This window comes from Solemya pervernicosa gill symbiont, assembly GCF_002020875.1.
Taxonomy (GTDB): Bacteria; Pseudomonadota; Gammaproteobacteria.
The window spans coordinates 89,728-105,908 of record NZ_MPRL01000001.1 but is presented as its reverse complement, the minus strand read 5'-3'; the positions used below and the strand labels follow the sequence as shown (position 1 = coordinate 105,908).

Sequence of the window (16,181 nt, the reverse complement as noted above, 5' to 3'; positions counted from 1 at the left end):
CACTCATTACCGAACCTTGATCTGGGTCGTGATACTACGCCCTACCACTATATTTCTTAATCAGCTCACCCAGCAGCTTAAACTCATCACCACGAGCGCTGCCACGACGCCACGCCAGGCCTATTTCACGGTAACTCTTCTCTTTAAGTGCCACTGTTTTAACCGCTGTATTTTTTAGCAGCGGTGTTCCCTCAGCCATCTCCGGCAGATAGGTAATCGCCATATCGGCCTCGACCATCTCAACCAACGTCAGCAGCGAGCTGGCGGCAAAGCGACTTATCTGATTCGGATTATTGAGATGGCAGGCACTCAACGCATGGTCACGCAGACAGTGACCATCCTCAAGCAGCAGCACACTATCATCGGGTAGGTTTTCCACTGCATAGTTATCGGGATCAAGTATCCGAGTTCCATCACGGTAGGCGAGCAGGAAGGGGTCCTGGAATAACGTATGGAGCTCGACATTGCGTAGCGCGAAGGGAAGTGCAATCAGAATCAGGTCGAGTTCACCATCCATTAATCGCCCATAGACACGGCGTGTTGTCTCCTCGACCAGATAGAGTTTCAGCTCTGGATACCGCTGACGAAGGGCTGGCAGGATCTTGGGCAGCAGGAACGGCGCGATGGTGGGGATCACTCCCAGCTTGAGAGTTCCTGTAAGCGGTGCCTGATCGCACTGCGCCAGATCGACCAGTAGTTCGATCTCACCGACGCAGTGACGCGCCTTCTCAGCGATCTCACGCCCAATCGTGGTTATGGTGACCTGTTTGTTGGTTCGATCAACCAGCTGTACACCCAGCAGTGTTTCCAGATCCTTGATTGCAACACTAAAGGCCGACTGGGAGACAAACACCGACTCAGCTGCCCTGCCAAAGTGCTCTCGTTCGGTCAGGGCGATGAAGTAACGCAGCTGTTTGACTGTTGGCAGATTCATAGGACTCTTCTCCTTACGACAACTCAACCAATCTGTTTTACATATCGTTACGATATTTATTTTATGTTTTATCTATCATAGTTCAATCCCTATACTGATCTTCGTCGAAACAAACTCACCCAATAAGGAGCACCAGAGATGTTAGAGAATCGCGAAGGGCAGGCCATCCCACAGGTCACTTTCCATACCCGCCACGACCACAACTGGGTCGACATCAGCAGTGATGAGATCTTCAAGGGCAAGACGGTCATTGTCTTTTCACTGCCGGGTGCCTTCACCCCGACCTGCTCCTCTTCGCATGTGCCGCGCTTCAACCAGCTGGCCCCGCTGTTTAAGGAGCACGGTGTCGATGAGATCGTCTGCATATCGGTCAACGACGCCTTTGTCATGAATGAGTGGAAAATCGAACAGGGTGCTGACAACATCACCTTCATCCCAGATGGGAACGGTGAGTTCAGCGAAGGCATGGGGATGCTGGTCGACAAGGATCAGATCGGCTTTGGCAAACGCTCCTGGCGCTACTCAATGCTGGTCAAGGATGGCATCGTCGTGAAGCAGTTCATCGAACCCGATCAGCCCGGCGACCCCTACGAGGTCTCCGATGCCGATACCATGCTGGCCCACATCGCCCCTGATGCCGGCAAACCACTCGATGTCACCGTCTTTACCCGCAAGGGCTGCCCCTTCTGTGCCAAGGCGAAGGGGATGCTGCACGACGCCAACATCGAGTTTGAGGAGCTGCTACTCGGACGTGACTACAGTGATCGCACCTTGCGCGCGGTGACTGATAACAGCAGCGTGCCGCAGATCTTCGTCAATGGAGAACTAATCGGCGGTTCCGATAAGCTAGAGGCGTGGATGGGAGCACAATAAATCTGCTCTATATTAGTCACTCTTTAGACGCATAAAAAAAGCACCAAACCCGGCTTCGGGTTTGGTGCTCTGCGTTTATCATCCATAACTACGTGTTACTACATCGACAAGTTGAAGATCGCGTAGATAGATGATCACCACTTCTGTTGATCGAAAGCTCATTACCAAAGTAATCGATACGTCTACAGGGACGTAGATGGTAGGGCATACCTGGTGGTTTTCTGCCGTCCATCCACCCTTGGTTGATAACTCCAGCACGCCGCTCTCGCACATCCATGTGCTTCGCGGCATATGGCCATACTTGGCCAAAAAAAACGGGGACCCAAAGGTCCCCGAATAAGCTCACTTCTTGTTACATGCTCTCTACATTACTAACTTAACCAAAGGTGTCGTGGGTAATGTTCTTGAACCATGAGAGGGCGTACTGCTCTTCACGTGCACGCATCTCCATGGTTGACTTGGCATAACCCGGGGTCAGACCGCCAGAGCCCTTAACCTTGGATACCTTGCCATCAACCAGATTGTAGACCATTGCAACAGAGATACCGTCACCAGGGTGTACAAACGAGTAGCAGGTATTAACCCAAGATGGAGTTGGAGCATCCTTACCATTCAGCAGTGCAACAACAGCTGCTGCAGTCACCTTAGCTTCAGAGTTGGCTGCGTAGCCTGACTTAGGCAGTGGAGACTGGATCGCCGCATCACCGATAACGTGAATGTTTTTGTGAATGGTCGACTCGAAGGTGTTGTGGTGAACGGGGCACCAGTCACCCTTGGTCAGGCCTGCCGCGAATGCGATCTTACCCGCCTTCTGTGCAGGGATGATGTTGAGTACGTCTGCCTTCAACTCGTTGAAGCCGGTGGTGACCGTACGGGTCTTGGCATCAACAGACTTCAGGACGTTATCGTCCGAACCCTTCGGTGTGCCCTGCCAGTCGATCATTGAGTCAGAGCTCTTGTAGCCGTAGTACTTCTCCCAGGCTGCGGTGAACAGTCCCATCTTGGAGAATTTCGGCTTAGGATCGAGGACAACAATCTTCGACTTCGGCTTGTTCTTCTTCAGGTAGGCCGCGATCAGCGAGGTACGCTCATACGGTCCAGGTGGGCAACGGAAAGGATTCGGCGGAGGACAGATAGCGACAACACCACCATCCTTCATCGACTCGATCTGCTTGCGCAGGGTCACGGTCTGAGAACCGGCCTTCCAGGCGTGAGGAATATCCTCGGCAACCTTGGCGTCGTAACCCTCGATCTTCTCCCACTTGAAATCGACACCAGGAGCAACGATGCAGCGGTCATACTTGAAGTGGTGACCACCCTTGGTCATAACGGTCTGCTTGTTGGCATCAATACCGGTAACGATATCGTGAACAACCTTAACGCCATGACCTGCCAGACCGGTGTAACCGAAACGGATTGAATCGATGCTACGACGACCGTGGATTACCTCATTACTCATGAAGCAGGTGTAGTAGTGCTTGTTCGCTTCGATAACGGTGACCTCTATTGAGGAGTCCATCATGCGAATGTATTTAGCGGCTGCTGCACCACCCATACCACCACCGACAACGACAACCTTCTTCGATGCGCCGAAGGAGACCATTGGGAAGCCGGCTGCACCGGCAGCAACTGCTGCACCGCCTGCGGCCTTGATAAAGTTTCTACGTGTAAACTGTGTCATCTGTTTCTACTCCCCTTATTCCTGGCCAGCGTAGTAGTCGAGCAGAGCCTGCTCACCCTTGGCACCATGCTTGTCCATCATCGCCTTCATCTTCTTCTTCATCTTCTTCGGCATGGTACGAGCGCCGCTATGGAAGTCTTCCATGGTGTACTGCAGATAAGGTCTCCACTGACCAGCCAGGACACCGGCATCGTCTTCTGCGGAGGTGCCGCCATCTTCATGACACTTCTCGCAATACTTCTTGTGTAGCTTGGCGCCGGTCTTGGCCATCTTAGCACTGACCTTCTGCTTATTGCCGACGTAAGGCTTGCCGCTAAAGAACTTCGACATCGCCTTGATCTCATCATCGGTATAACCCTTAGCAATACGGGTCATGATGGTTGAGCCGCGCTCACCAGTCTTGTACTCCATCATCGCATCGACGAGGTAATCGTTAGAGAGACCACCAATTGTAGGGATCGCAGGACCGGTACTTATACCATCGGTACCGTGACAACCTGCACAGGTGTTGCCCAACATCTCACCGCTAGGGGTAGCGGCGTTCGCGGCGGCCCCCAGTGCCACACCGCTCAATGCAAGCATCGCCTGCACTATCGTTCTGTACTTCATACTGCCTCCTTTGGCCTAAACCACAACCTTCGTTGTTATTCGTGAGCCGCTACGACCCACAGTGATGAACCACCCTAGTTGAGCAGCTCAATAATGCTTCGCGTTTTCCGCGATATGGCGTGATCAAGTGCATCACGCCCTTTAGCATCCTTGATCAAACGCGCCGCCCCGTTATCGAGTAGCAGTTTAACCATTTCAGCATTCTCATTGCGCACCGCAATAATCAACGGCGTCTCACCGCGCAAATTTTTATGATCGATGTCGACCCCATGTTGCAGCAGCCACTCAACGGCTTGCGGTTGGTCATCATCGACTGCCCAGAAGATCGCTCCCATACCCTCTTCATCAACGGCATTGAGGTTGTCACCTCTTTCGACCAGCAGCGACATCAGACGAACATAACCCTTGCCTGCTGCGATCATCAGTGCCGAAGCACCTTCACGATTTCTGATATGGGTTGCAGCACCTGCGTCGAGCAGCTGTCTGACCACCGGTTCAAAACCCTTCTCTACTGCCGTCATCAAGGCTGTATTGCCATCCTTGTCAGAGGTATCAACATTAGCCCCCTGTTTAATCAATGCAGCCAGTGACTCAACATGGGCATAGCGGGCCGCAATCATCAGCGCATCCCAGCCAGCACGGGTTTTAATACGGTGCCTGGCACCCTTTTCCAGCAGTAGCCGAGTCAGATTGAAGTAGCCGCCTTCGGCCGAGAAGGTCAGCGCCGTACAGCCTGCGATACTGACACCATTCACATCAGCACCACGATCAATCAGCAACCGTGCAACCTCTTCACTCCCCTCTTCCACAGCAAACATCAGTGCCGACTTACCAAAGCGACTCGCCGCATCCGGCTTGGCCCCCTGATCGAGCAGCTGTTCTACCGCCTCTACATCACCCACCAGTGCCGCCTTCATCAACTCCTTGTCGAGATCGATAGCCAGCAGCGGTTGTGCTGCCAGCAGTGACACTGCAAGCAGTGCTGGGCGGACGAGTTGCACCGACTACGCCTCCTCGTCCTCGTCAGGCTCAACCGGCTCTTCATGAGCGATTCCGCTATGGCAGTCGATACAGGTCTTCTTCTTACCCTCGTCACCATTCATGTTGGCTCGCGCATGTTTCTTGCGAGCGCTGCGGCTCTGCTCACTCAGATCCATATTGTCGAAATCGTGACAGTTGCGGCATTCGCGCGAATCGGTCGCACGCATCTTCTCCCAGACGCGACTCGCCATATCCCAGCGATGCGCCTCATACTTTTCCGGGGTATCGATAGTGCCCAGAATCTCATGATAGACATCCTTGGCGGCGAGGATCTTTGCCTTCACCTTGGGGAAAAACTCTTTGGGCACATGACAGTCGGCACAGGTTGCCTGCACGCCGGAAGCATTTTTGAAATGCGGCGTCTCTTTATACTCTTCATAGTTAACCTTCATCGTATGACAGGAGATACAGAAATCCATACGGTTGGTGTAGTTGAAGAAGGTATTAATTCCACCCAGCGCAAACATGCCTGTTAGAAGCAGCAGCAATGCGACAGCCACCTTTCTGTTCAGACAATAAATTAGTGCACTTTTTCGTGCTTGTTTCTCTGCCATCCTCAGGTACTTCCTAAATATTCATTATGCGTACGACTATGTATATCGCACTTTTTTTATCGTAGTAGAGAACAAATAAGCAAAAGACATGCCAACATCTCCACTCCCTGTTTTTATTGTATTTTTTCTCTGTCATGACACTTACAGACATGACGCGACTGCCATATGACAGCAATTCAACATGTCATGTCACGACGTGACCGCACCATATAAGCATGCGTTAATATCATGCTTGTCCGTGTCAAAATGTGTTAAATGATTCCCATCGATATCATCGTTTAAATCAGGAACTCTACTTGGAGATGAAGCGCACCCTATATTTATCTTTGAATAATTAAATGCCTCAGCGATAGCAGCGTTAGAGTAAAATACTGATATTGCCGAAATAATTGCGTATTTATTTAGCATTAGTACCTTCTAATTAGCGGCTTCATGCGGTTTCGGATAAGCTCGACAGCCCTGTGTATTCTATTAGTAAATCTGTCACTGTAAATCTATGAAGCTAATAATGGCAATTAGTCTTGCCTTTGTCATTTAGTAAATATAACGAATTTAGCTTACGGGGTTGCCGAATTGAAATCGAGGGAATGATCCGGGGAGTTGCTATTTTTGTCCTTGCTTGGGCTTGGATGCCAAAAACAAGCTTTCGCAAAAATAGCGACTCCCCGATATTCGGTTCGTGAGTCTCTTTGACATTTTTGCTCAGATGATAATCTTCCTTTGTCCTTACGGCTTCTGATCGTTTGCAGCAGTTGTAACAACCGCTGCGAGATGCACCAAGGAACTCGAACACGTACTTTGCTGCAAGAAACCGTTACCACTTTTTTAGCAGGTTACTCTCCTGTTTAAGTAGAGCAACTTAATTATCAAGTTTATTCGCCCTATCCAGCTCTGCTTTTTCCATGCTGATACTGGCAGCGATTTTTACACTTAACTGCCACTTTCTCACCTTCTCCGTATTCTTGTCGCCATCGTGATATTTACGTTGGCTAACCGTCCTCGTTTATCTATCCAAGACTGTACTAGTAAAAATGGTAGTCACACGTGGCTGTCTATTATCGTCAAACCTTTGTACATCACATAGAGGGTATTGGCTTGAAAAAACATAACGGTATTACTGGCAACGAATTAAACATTATTCTTCATAAAATGACGGGTAAAAATAACAAATTAGTTAAAAAAGTTATGAGTTGTCTCGGAGCTGATGAAAGCAGGAGGGAAGATGTGACAGACAAAGTTAGATCGTAGCTTGGGAAAAGGTATAGCGCCAGAGGCGTGTACAAAAGAGATGGATTGGCGGGCAAAACATGTTGGATCACTCGCTCTATGCCCCGGGTTATTATGCCGAGATAGCGTATTTTTTTATCCGATAGAGCAGTGTATCGCGCGTGAGCCCTAGCAGCCTGGCCGCCTTACTGCAATTGCCTTCGCTTCTATCCAGCGCCTGGCTAATCATCTGTTGCTCCAACTGATCCAGACTGATGCCGCTCGCCGGTAGATCAAAGATATGCCCCTGCGGCGATGGCTGAGCTATTTCAGCAGGCAGATTATCTACACCGATATCCTGACCGCTGAGGAGAATCACCATCCGTTCACAGAGATTACGCAGCTCACGTACATTTCCTGGCCAACGGTACTCAGCTAATCGAGCCATTGCACTGCGATTAAAGCTCGGTGCATCGACACCGTGTTTTTCTGCCATCTCTGTTATGAAGTGTGAAACCAACCTGGTCACATCGCCGGTACGATGGCGTAGCGAGGGCAGCTCGAGTGGTACGACGTGGATGCGATAGTAGAGATCTTCGCGGAATGCCCCCGCTTCAACCTGCGCACGCAGGTCGCGGTGGGTAGCTGCAATCAGGCGTACATCGGAGTGGCGGGTCTCACTGCTGCCCAGTGACTGACACTCACCTGACTCGAGAAAACGGAGTAGCTTGGTCTGTACCGAGAGCGGCAACTCACCCACCTCATCGAGAAATAGGGTGCCACCATGGGCCGAACGGATATAGCCGGGATTGTCTGCCACGGCACCAGTGAAGGCGCCCTTACGGTGCCCAAACAGTTCCGACTCAGCCAGCGACTCGGGAAGTGCGGCACAGTTAATGGCCACAAAAGCGCGCCCGGCACGACCGCTCGACTGGTGGACGCCTCGAGCCAGCATCTCCTTCCCGGTACCACTCTCACCTAATAGTAATAGTGTGACATCGGTCGCCGCCGCGATCTGCGACGAGCGGATGACCGCCTGAAACTCTGGGGACTCACCCAACAGTGCGTTGAATGGATTCATGGCAAAACCTCAATCAGGTGCGTTTAGCTTCAAATCTGTTTAGCTGAGTATCGTGACCAGTGGCCCGACCAGCGCCATAACTATCAGCATTGAGCCTGCAATACGTCTCGCAAGCGGGTACTGTGCATACCGCGTTATTGTGCCTGCTAGCATACCCGCGCTGGTCACTGCCGGTAAAGTCCCCACACCAAACAGGAGCATAAACAACGCGCCGTTAAGCGCACTGCCAGCGCTAATGGTCCAGATCAACGCCGTATAGACCAGACCGCAGGGCAGCCAACCCCAGATAACGCCATAGAGCAGTGCCTGCAGTGGTGAGCTGACAGGTAATAATCTGCGTCCGATCGGCTCAAGGCGATTCCACAGCGGGATGCCGATCTTCTCGATCATGGCAAAACGCGGGAACCAGCCCGCCAGATAGAGGCCAATCGCCGCCATCAGCAATGCGGCAGCCCCCTGAATAATGATAAAACCGTAGGTCTGATCGAAAGACTCCAGCAGAGCGCCCCCCATCGAACCAACCAGTGCACCGGCAACGGTATAGCTCCCAACACGTCCGATGCTGTAGGCGAGCAGATAGCCTCCCAGTCGCAACGGTTGATCGCGTACCACCTTGGGCAGGCTAAAGGTGAGCACACCCATGATACCGCCGCACATGCCTAAACAGTGCAGGGTACTGAGAAATCCGATCAGCAGCGCCGAGAGCAGTGGGTACTCGAGTGGCAGGTTGTAAGCGAGTGAATCCATAGTTCCTAACAGCAATAAATGAGCGCTAAGGCTAGCACGCTAGGCTATCCCATCGTAGCAGCAATAGAGGCATGGCCGGTGCAATCGATTACAATCAGCACCTCCAACAGAGAGTTATCTGCACGTGAATAGAGCCACCCTACTCAACATCGGACTGCTGCTGCTCGTTGGCGCACTCATCACCCTGGTGCGCTATCAGACAGATGAGGGGAGAACAGGCGTATCAACACCCTTGACCTCACTCACTACGTCAGAGGTCAAACGCATCGAGATTCAGCGTCTGGGTCGCGACACAATCGAGCTACAGAAGACCGATACCCAATGGCGACTGCTGAGACCGACCGATCACCCTGCCAACACCTTTCGGGTAGGCGCCCTGCTCGAACTCACCACTACCCCTAGCCGCAGTCGCTACTCGGTAAATGAGGCCGATCTGGCTGCATTGGGCCTTGAACCAGCACAGATCACCCTACAGCTCGATCAACTCACGCTCCGCTTTGGTGATAGCGAACCGCTCAACCACTATCGCTATGTAATAGTTGGCGAGACCATCCACCTGATCGACGACCTTACCTATCTACACCTCAGCGCTGATTGGAGCCGCTTTGTCTCACCCACCCTGCTCAGCGCAGAGAGACTGAACCACATAGCCCTTCCCGATCGAACGCTTCAGCTCGACAGTGATCAGCATTGGCAATTATCCCCATCAGAGATCGTGATGGATGGCGACGCCATCACCGCACTGGTAGAGAGCTGGCAGGGTGCCGAGGCGATTGAGGTCACCCCCTATCGGGATGAGCCATCCATAGCGACCATTACCCTCACACCACGTGGTGGCGATACGATCACCCTGAAGATGCTAGCCACCACACCGGAGTTGATCCTGGCCCGCGCCGAGCTCGGCATTCGCTACCACTTCTCCGCAGAGCAGGCCGCAGCGCTTCTACCCAACCTGACCACAGAGTTGAAGTGAGCAAACGATGCCAGAACTCCCCGAGGTAGAGACAACGCGCCGTGGAATCGAGCCACACCTGAAGGGTGCAACCATTGATCAGGTGGTGGTTCGCCAAGCAAAACTGCGCTGGCCGATACCGCGAGGACTCGATCAGAAGCTGGCCGGTGAATCGGTAGTTACCGTCGGCCGCCGCGCCAAATACCTGTTACTGCAGACCGCCCCCGGCACCCTGATCCTGCACCTCGGTATGTCGGGAAGCCTGCGCATCACCGCCAGCGATACCCCCGCTGGAAAACATGACCACTTCGATATCCGTTTTGGTGATCAGCTGCTGCGCCTTAACGATCCACGCCGCTTCGGTGCGGTACTCTGGTGCCGTGGCGATCCCGCCAAACACAAACTGCTCGCCACGCTTGGCCCTGAACCGCTCGATGAACGGTTCGATGGCGACCATCTCCACACGCTCTCCCGTGGGCGCCGCGTGGCGGTGAAGCAGTTCATCATGGATGGCAAGGTAGTGGTTGGTGTCGGCAACATCTACGCCAGCGAGTCGCTGTTTCGTGCCCGCATCCACCCGCGCACGGCTGCCGGCAAGATCTCCCGCACCCGCTATCTGGCCCTGACCGAGACGATCAAAGAGGTGCTGAGCGAGGCGATCACCCAGGGCGGTACCACCCTGCGTGATTTTACCGGCAGCGACGGCAAACCCGGCTACTTTACCCAGCAACTCAACGTCTATGGCCGCACCGGTGAGCCGTGTCCACTCTGTGCAACCCCAATCAAACAACTCACACTCGGGCAGCGCTCGACCTTCTACTGCCCCAGCTGTCAGCACTGACACCTTTCTTCAGCCCACCCGGGTGATAAAATGGCACGATTACTCACCATTGTCAGGGAAGCCGTGTAACGATGTCCGCCTCATCCTCGAAACTAGTGATCTATGCCGCGCTGATCGGCAACGCACTAATCTCTCTGACCAAGTTTATCGCCGCCTTTATCACCGGCAGCTCAGCGATGCTCTCCGAGGGAATCCACTCGCTGGTCGATACCGGCAATCAGGTCCTACTGCTCTACGGCATGAAGCGCGCTGCCCGCCCCGCCGATGAGCAGTTCCCCTTCGGCCACGGCAAGGAGATCTACTTCTGGAGCTTCGTGGTGGCGATCCTGATCTTCGCCGTCGGCGCAGGCGTTTCGATCTACGAGGGTATCCACCGCCTGCAGCACCCTGCACCGATTCAAAACGTGCATATCAACTACATTGTGCTGGGGCTGGCGATTCTCTTCGAGGGCGTCGCCTGGTTCTTTGCACTGCGGGAGTTCACCCGTGCCAAGGGCAAGTGGGGGTATATCGAGGCGGTACAGCGCGGTAAGGACCCCTCGATGTTTGTGGTGCTGTTCGAGGACTCGGCTGCGATTATCGGCCTGCTGGTCGCACTGATCGCCACCTGGCTGGGCGATATCAGTGGCAACCTCTACTTTGACGGCGCCGCCTCGGTCATCATCGGCCTGATCCTCGCTGGCGCCGCCGTCTGGCTCGCCTATGAGACCAAAGGTCTATTGATTGGTGAGAGCGCCAACCAGCGCGTGGTTGATGGCATTCGCGAGATCACTGGACGTCACACACAGATCACCACCATCAACGAGGTGCTGACCATGCACATGGGGCCCGATTTCATTCTCGCCACCCTCAGCGTCGACTTTGTTGACGAGATCAGTGCCGCCAACGTCGAGTCCGCCATCGCCACCCTCGACAACACCATCAAACAGCACTACCCAGAGGTGAAGCGCCTCTACATCGAAGCTGAATCACGCAAAAACTTCCTTCAACAGCAGGCCACATCATGAAACGTCTCACCATTCTTCGCCATGCCACGGCCAGCATGATGCAGCTGGTCGCCGATGATTTTGAACGTACTCTGGAACCGAGAGGTGAAGAGGAAGCCGCCGAGATGGGGCGACAGCTGAGTAAGCGGCAGATCAAGCCCGAGCAGCTTGTCAGCAGCCCTGCCAAACGAGCTATCACCACAGCAGCTATCGTTGCGGGTGAACTCCACTATCCTGTCGATGACATCGCGATCGAAGCGGAAATCTATAACGCTGAACTACAGACACTGCTCGATATCGTGCAGCACTTCAGCAACCGCTTCGACCACGTCATGCTGGTCGGCCACAACCCCGGCTTGAGCGAACTGGGCCACTACCTGACGGGTCAGGGACAGGCACTCCCCCCCCCGCTGGCGTACTGGTAATCGACTTCGATCTCGATAGCTGGGATCAAGTCTGGCAGGAGAGTGGAACTTTACGCCATCAAATATCGTCTTAACTCAGCCTCCTCTTCAAGCTGAGGCAGCTGACACTCTTTGTCTAGTGATCGTCAGGGAAGAAGCTCGGGACGCCCTTGCTCACCGAATGCCTTTCTGCCCAATAGGTAAGCAAGAACGCCCCTTGCCTGACAGCCATATTCAAGACGCTTCATTGGATCCAACCTTGTCACGCTCTTAATCCAATAAATCAATGCCCTGCGAAGAGCCTTCATATAAAAGCCTCTCCTTTCATGCTTATCCTTGAAATAGGACCATGACCATCCATAGTGCCAACTCTTCATCCTTTGAGCGTCACTATTGATAATGCATGACTGACCTTTTTGGTGCAGCACAAGAAAATCGGTAAATTGCAATATTTTCTGACCAGAATCTATGACACGCTGACACAGATCACTATCTTCAAAATAGAGAAAAATATTCTCATCAAATAAACCGATTTCTCTAACCGCCTCAACATCGATCAACATAATTGAGCCACTAATCCAGCGCCGCTCTTTAGCGCCATCAAAAGTCTGTGCATCGGTTGTCACGGCGGGTGCAACGAGAGGAGACTCACCCTTATGCTCTTTTGCTCGCTGCATTAGTTTGACAACCATCTCAACATCAATATTGATATCGGGATTAATCAATAACACATATTCTGTATCGCAAACGGAAAGACCTGCATTGGCTGCACGCCCGTAACCTGCGTTCTGCCCCATCTCAAGAAGATTGACGTTGGAAAATTCTTTTTTAACTGCTTCGACAGACTCAGGCTCACTGCCGTTATCAACTATCACGACAGGAAATCGATTCGAGTCAATCAGTGACTTTAAATTAGAAGAAATAGCAAGATGGCTGTTATAGGCAACAGTAATAATTGTTAATGACATAAAAATCCTTTTAAGCGGCAAAAATATCGACAAATCTTTAGTACGTCACACCTCACCACTTGCAACACACCGCCGCGAGGATAATTTTACCACACACATTATCTAACCTCTGCTCGCCCTTCGACGCGCGGATCGCTCGCCGCCTCAACACGGTTACCTTTGCGATTCCACCAGACTGCCTGCATGTTGCCCCAGCTGCGTTCCGAGGCTTTTAGCTTATGACCAAGCGCCACCAGTCCCTCCACTTCTGATTTACTCAAGGCAGCCTGCTCGTAGAAGATGGTGTCGGGCAGATACTGATGGTGAATGCGTGGGCGTGATACCCATGCATCAGGGGCCTTGCCCTCAACGACCTCAAGGATGCCGAGCAGCACCATGGTGATAATACGACTGCCGCCGGGTGTGCCGAGAATCGCCACCCCATCCGGGCCACTAACAAAGGTTGGACTCATGCTGGAGAGCATGCGCTTGCCCGGTTCGATGGCGTTCTCCTCCGCGCCGACTAGACCATAGACGTTGGGTGTACCCGGCTTGGCGGAGAAGTCATCCATCTCATCGTTGAGCAAAACACCGGTCCCAGGCGGCATATAACCAGAACCGAAGGGGTAGTTGATACTCAGCGTGGCAGAGACATAGCTGCCCTCACGGTCGAGAATCGAGAAGTGGGTGGTGTCGTTGCCACCCGGTTCAACCGCAAAACCGGGTAGATCACTGCTCGGGGTCGCTCGCCTGGGATTGATTGAGGCACGCAGCCCACTAGCATATTTGGGGTCGATCAACCGCTCAATCGGCACCTCGACATAATCGCTGTCCCCCAGATACTCGGTACGATCACGGTAGGCACGGCGCATCGCCTCGACGATCAGGTGGGTCTGTGTCACCTCATCCATCTCGGCCAGATCGTAACCATCGAGGATATTAAGCATCGTTGCCAGTGCGATACCGCCCGATGAGGGGGGCGGTGCCGAACTGACCTTCAGACCACGATAGGTAGAGCGAATCGGTTCACGCTCGACCACCCGGTAGTTGCGCAGATCACGCTGCGTCCAGATGCCCCCGGCATGGTGCACCTGTTTGACCAGCATCTCGCCGATCGGGCCCGCATAGAAACCGTCTCTACCGTATTTGGCGAGCTGTTCCAGGGTGCGCGCCAGATCGGGCTGACGAATCAGATAACCCTCAGGCGGCACCTCACCCTCTTTGAGGAATACCTTCGCAGCAGCCGGTGAAGCGCGCAGTGCTTCGAGCCTGAATCCCGCCATGCGACGATAGTGCGGGGTGACCTTGAAACCCTCTTTGGCAGCACGGATCGCCGGTGCCAGCGCCTGTTTCAGCGACAGCTGACCATAGTATTTGGTGATATGGACCAGCGCTGCCGGCTCACCCGGAATGCCTGCTGCCAGCGGGCCATCAACCGAGAGTCCCTCAACTACAGCACCACTCTTATCGAGATAGAGATCACGATGCGCCTCAAGCGGCGCCCGCTCCCGCCCATCGACCATCACCTCATAACCATCCTCAGCTCGGTGCAGCATCCAGAAACCACCACCTCCGATGCCTGAACTGTAGGGTTCCACCACCGCCAGTACCGCCGAGACCGCTACAGCGGCATCGAAGGCGTTACCGCCAGCAGCCAGGATCTCATGACCCGCCTCGGTGGCAGCGGGGTGCGCCGTGGCTACGGCAGCCGCGGGTGGTGCGGCCTGCAGTGGCAGCGCGATAAGTAGTAGCAAACAGAGTATGTAACGCATCAATCTCTCCCAAATAGAAAAGGGGCCCGAAGGCCCCTCAACATTACCGATTCTTCAACACCAAGTCAGTCGGCGGTCAGCTTCTCATACTTTGCCTGTAGCTGGTCATTGCTCTCGGTGTGTTCCGGATCAATCAGAATGCAGTCTACCGGGCAGACCTCGATGCACTGCGGCTCGTCGTAGTGACCAACACACTCGGTGCAGAGAGTGTGATCAATCTCATAGATCTCATCACCCTGGGTAATGGCGCCATTGGGGCACTCCGGCTCACAGACGTCGCAGTTAATACACTCTTCATTGATCAGCAAAGCCATCGAAATTCTCCAGAAAAATCTGCCACTCGGGCACCATATATTAGAGCCGCGCTATATTAGCGCATTCTGTCTTTTAGTGCAGCCACAACCTTCTCATGGACAAAGGGGCTGATATCCCCACCCAGTGCTGCAATCTCCCGCACCAGGCTCGATGAGATGTATGTAAACTGCTCGGCCGGGGTGAGGAACATCGTCTCTACCTCGGGGGCTAGATGGCGATTCATGCTCGCCAACTGAAACTCATGTTCAAAGTCTGAGACCGCACGCAGACCACGCAGGATCACGTCACCGCCCCGCTCCTTCACAAAGTCGACCAGTAACGACTCGAAACCGGTCACCTCGACATTTTTGACCTCGGCCAGCGCGGTTCGTGCAAAGTCGACCCGCTCCTCAATGGTAAAGGCGGGCTGCTTCGGCACATTCACCGCAATCGCCACCACCACCTTGTCGAACAGCCGCGAGGCGCGATTCACCAGATCGATATGTCCGTTGGTAATCGGATCGAAGGTGCCAGGGTAGATCGCTATAGCCATAAATCTCTGCTCACTCTATTCGCCCGCCTGCCGGGTCGCCAGATGATACCCCACTTGCCCAGCAACCTTGCTACGCAGTAGTGACCACCCCTTTGGCAACTGCGGCTCTCCCAGCTCCCGCTCCAGCTCCAGATAGATATGGGCATTCGCTGTCAGCCACCCTCCTGACTCGAGTCGCTGGCAACACTCAGCCACCAACTCCTGACGGAAAGGTGGATCGAGAAAGACGATATCGAACGGCTGTTCCACACGCTCAAGATAGGCAAGCGCATCGGCCTGCACCACAGAGACCCGGTCACTTTTGAGCGTATCGATATTGTGCCGAAGCTGTCTCACCACGCCATGATCTCGATCAACCATCACCACCCGATCCGCACCCCGTGAGGCGGCCTCAAGCCCCAACGCACCACTGCCGGCATAGAGATCAAGACAGCGCGCCCCACCAAGCACCGGCATCAACCAGTTAAACAGCGTCTCGCGCACCCGATCGGGGGTCGGTCGTAGCCCCTCCACATCGGGAATAGGGAATTTTCGCCCCCTCCAACTGCCACCAATGATGCGAATCTTCCCCCCCATCACAACCCATCCACTCTCGACAAAGCACAACATCATATCCAAGCGTCCAATCAGACGCACCACCCGACACTATTTAACCACCACGAACACATATGGGTACACGTACCCTCTTACCACATACTCTTCAGGC

At 53.6% G+C, this 16,181-nt stretch carries 17 protein-coding genes; 5 read left to right on the top strand and 12 right to left on the bottom strand.

Annotated features, from left to right (window positions below; genetic code table 11):
* Positions 1-34: 34 nt before the first annotated feature.
* On the bottom strand, positions 35-934 hold the full coding sequence (locus BOW52_RS00490) for a hydrogen peroxide-inducible genes activator (RefSeq protein ID WP_078482110.1): 900 nt from the start codon (positions 932-934) through the stop codon (positions 35-37).
* 138 nt (positions 935-1,072) lie between these two features.
* Here BOW52_RS00490 and BOW52_RS00485 point away from each other — a divergent pair, with 138 nt between their 5' ends.
* Positions 1,073-1,807, top strand: coding sequence for a glutathione peroxidase (locus tag BOW52_RS00485; protein ID WP_078482109.1), 735 nt, complete (start codon positions 1,073-1,075; stop codon positions 1,805-1,807).
* Between the two features lie 376 nt (positions 1,808-2,183).
* On the opposite strand, the gene BOW52_RS00480 is transcribed toward BOW52_RS00485, so the two are convergent.
* The 6 genes from BOW52_RS00480 to BOW52_RS00455 all read right to left on the bottom strand — a co-directional run bounded on the left by BOW52_RS00480 (position 2,184) and on the right by BOW52_RS00455 (position 8,726).
* On the bottom strand, positions 2,184-3,488 hold the full coding sequence (locus BOW52_RS00480; RefSeq protein ID WP_078482108.1) for an NAD(P)/FAD-dependent oxidoreductase: 1,305 nt from the start codon (positions 3,486-3,488) through the stop codon (positions 2,184-2,186).
* 15 nt (positions 3,489-3,503) lie between these two features.
* Positions 3,504-4,097 (bottom strand): c-type cytochrome, encoded by a 594-nt coding sequence (locus tag BOW52_RS00475; protein WP_135621887.1) that lies wholly within the window; start codon positions 4,095-4,097, stop codon positions 3,504-3,506.
* Between the two features lie 74 nt (positions 4,098-4,171).
* Positions 4,172-5,098 carry an ankyrin repeat domain-containing protein gene (locus tag BOW52_RS00470; protein ID WP_078482107.1) on the bottom strand — a complete coding sequence of 309 codons (927 nt, stop codon included), beginning with the start codon at positions 5,096-5,098 and terminating at the stop codon, positions 4,172-4,174.
* Between the two features lie 3 nt (positions 5,099-5,101).
* Entirely contained in the window at positions 5,102-5,638 is a 537-nt protein-coding gene (locus BOW52_RS00465) for a NapC/NirT family cytochrome c (RefSeq protein ID WP_408021557.1), read from the bottom strand.
* A gap of 1,393 nt (positions 5,639-7,031) precedes the next feature.
* Positions 7,032-7,979 carry a sigma-54 interaction domain-containing protein gene (locus BOW52_RS00460; RefSeq protein WP_078482105.1) on the bottom strand — a complete coding sequence of 316 codons (948 nt, stop codon included), beginning with the start codon at positions 7,977-7,979 and terminating at the stop codon, positions 7,032-7,034.
* A 39-nt stretch (positions 7,980-8,018) separates the two neighbouring features.
* On the bottom strand, positions 8,019-8,726 hold the full coding sequence (locus BOW52_RS00455; RefSeq protein WP_078482104.1) for a sulfite exporter TauE/SafE family protein: 708 nt from the start codon (positions 8,724-8,726) through the stop codon (positions 8,019-8,021).
* A 124-nt stretch (positions 8,727-8,850) separates the two neighbouring features.
* Between BOW52_RS00455 and BOW52_RS00450 the strand changes: the two genes are divergently transcribed.
* The 4 genes from BOW52_RS00450 to BOW52_RS00435 all read left to right on the top strand — a co-directional run bounded on the left by BOW52_RS00450 (position 8,851) and on the right by BOW52_RS00435 (position 11,930).
* Positions 8,851-9,699, top strand: coding sequence for a DUF4340 domain-containing protein (locus tag BOW52_RS00450; protein WP_172840040.1), 849 nt, complete (start codon positions 8,851-8,853; stop codon positions 9,697-9,699).
* Positions 9,700-9,706: 7 nt separating this feature from the next.
* Positions 9,707-10,519: a bifunctional DNA-formamidopyrimidine glycosylase/DNA-(apurinic or apyrimidinic site) lyase gene (gene mutM / locus BOW52_RS00445; protein ID WP_078482102.1), complete on the top strand. Its 813-nt coding sequence runs from the start codon at positions 9,707-9,709 to the stop codon at positions 10,517-10,519.
* 71 nt (positions 10,520-10,590) lie between these two features.
* Positions 10,591-11,526: a cation diffusion facilitator family transporter gene (locus BOW52_RS00440; protein ID WP_078482101.1), complete on the top strand. Its 936-nt coding sequence runs from the start codon at positions 10,591-10,593 to the stop codon at positions 11,524-11,526.
* Positions 11,523-11,930 (top strand): SixA phosphatase family protein, encoded by a 408-nt coding sequence (locus BOW52_RS00435; RefSeq protein ID WP_078482100.1) that lies wholly within the window; start codon positions 11,523-11,525, stop codon positions 11,928-11,930. Before BOW52_RS00440 ends, BOW52_RS00435 begins: the two co-directional genes overlap by 4 nt.
* Before the next feature lie 125 nt (positions 11,931-12,055).
* Here BOW52_RS00435 and BOW52_RS00430 read toward each other — a convergent pair whose 3' ends face one another.
* The 5 genes from BOW52_RS00430 to rsmD form a co-directional block, all read right to left on the bottom strand.
* On the bottom strand, positions 12,056-12,877 hold the full coding sequence (locus tag BOW52_RS00430; protein ID WP_078482099.1) for a glycosyltransferase family 2 protein: 822 nt from the start codon (positions 12,875-12,877) through the stop codon (positions 12,056-12,058).
* Positions 12,878-12,975: 98 nt separating this feature from the next.
* Positions 12,976-14,628 (bottom strand): gamma-glutamyltransferase, encoded by a 1,653-nt coding sequence (gene ggt / locus BOW52_RS00425; protein ID WP_078482098.1) that lies wholly within the window; start codon positions 14,626-14,628, stop codon positions 12,976-12,978.
* Positions 14,629-14,693: 65 nt separating this feature from the next.
* The gene (locus BOW52_RS00420) at positions 14,694-14,942 is read right to left on the bottom strand and encodes a YfhL family 4Fe-4S dicluster ferredoxin (protein WP_078482097.1); all 249 of its coding nucleotides are present in this window, start codon (positions 14,940-14,942) and stop codon (positions 14,694-14,696) included.
* 56 nt (positions 14,943-14,998) lie between these two features.
* Complete coding sequence (gene coaD / locus BOW52_RS00415; RefSeq protein ID WP_078482096.1) at positions 14,999-15,475, bottom strand: pantetheine-phosphate adenylyltransferase; 477 nt, start codon at positions 15,473-15,475, stop codon at positions 14,999-15,001.
* 15 nt (positions 15,476-15,490) lie between these two features.
* On the bottom strand, positions 15,491-16,051 hold the full coding sequence (gene rsmD / locus BOW52_RS00410) for a 16S rRNA (guanine(966)-N(2))-methyltransferase RsmD (protein WP_078482138.1): 561 nt from the start codon (positions 16,049-16,051) through the stop codon (positions 15,491-15,493).
* Between the last annotated feature and the right edge of the window lie 130 nt (positions 16,052-16,181).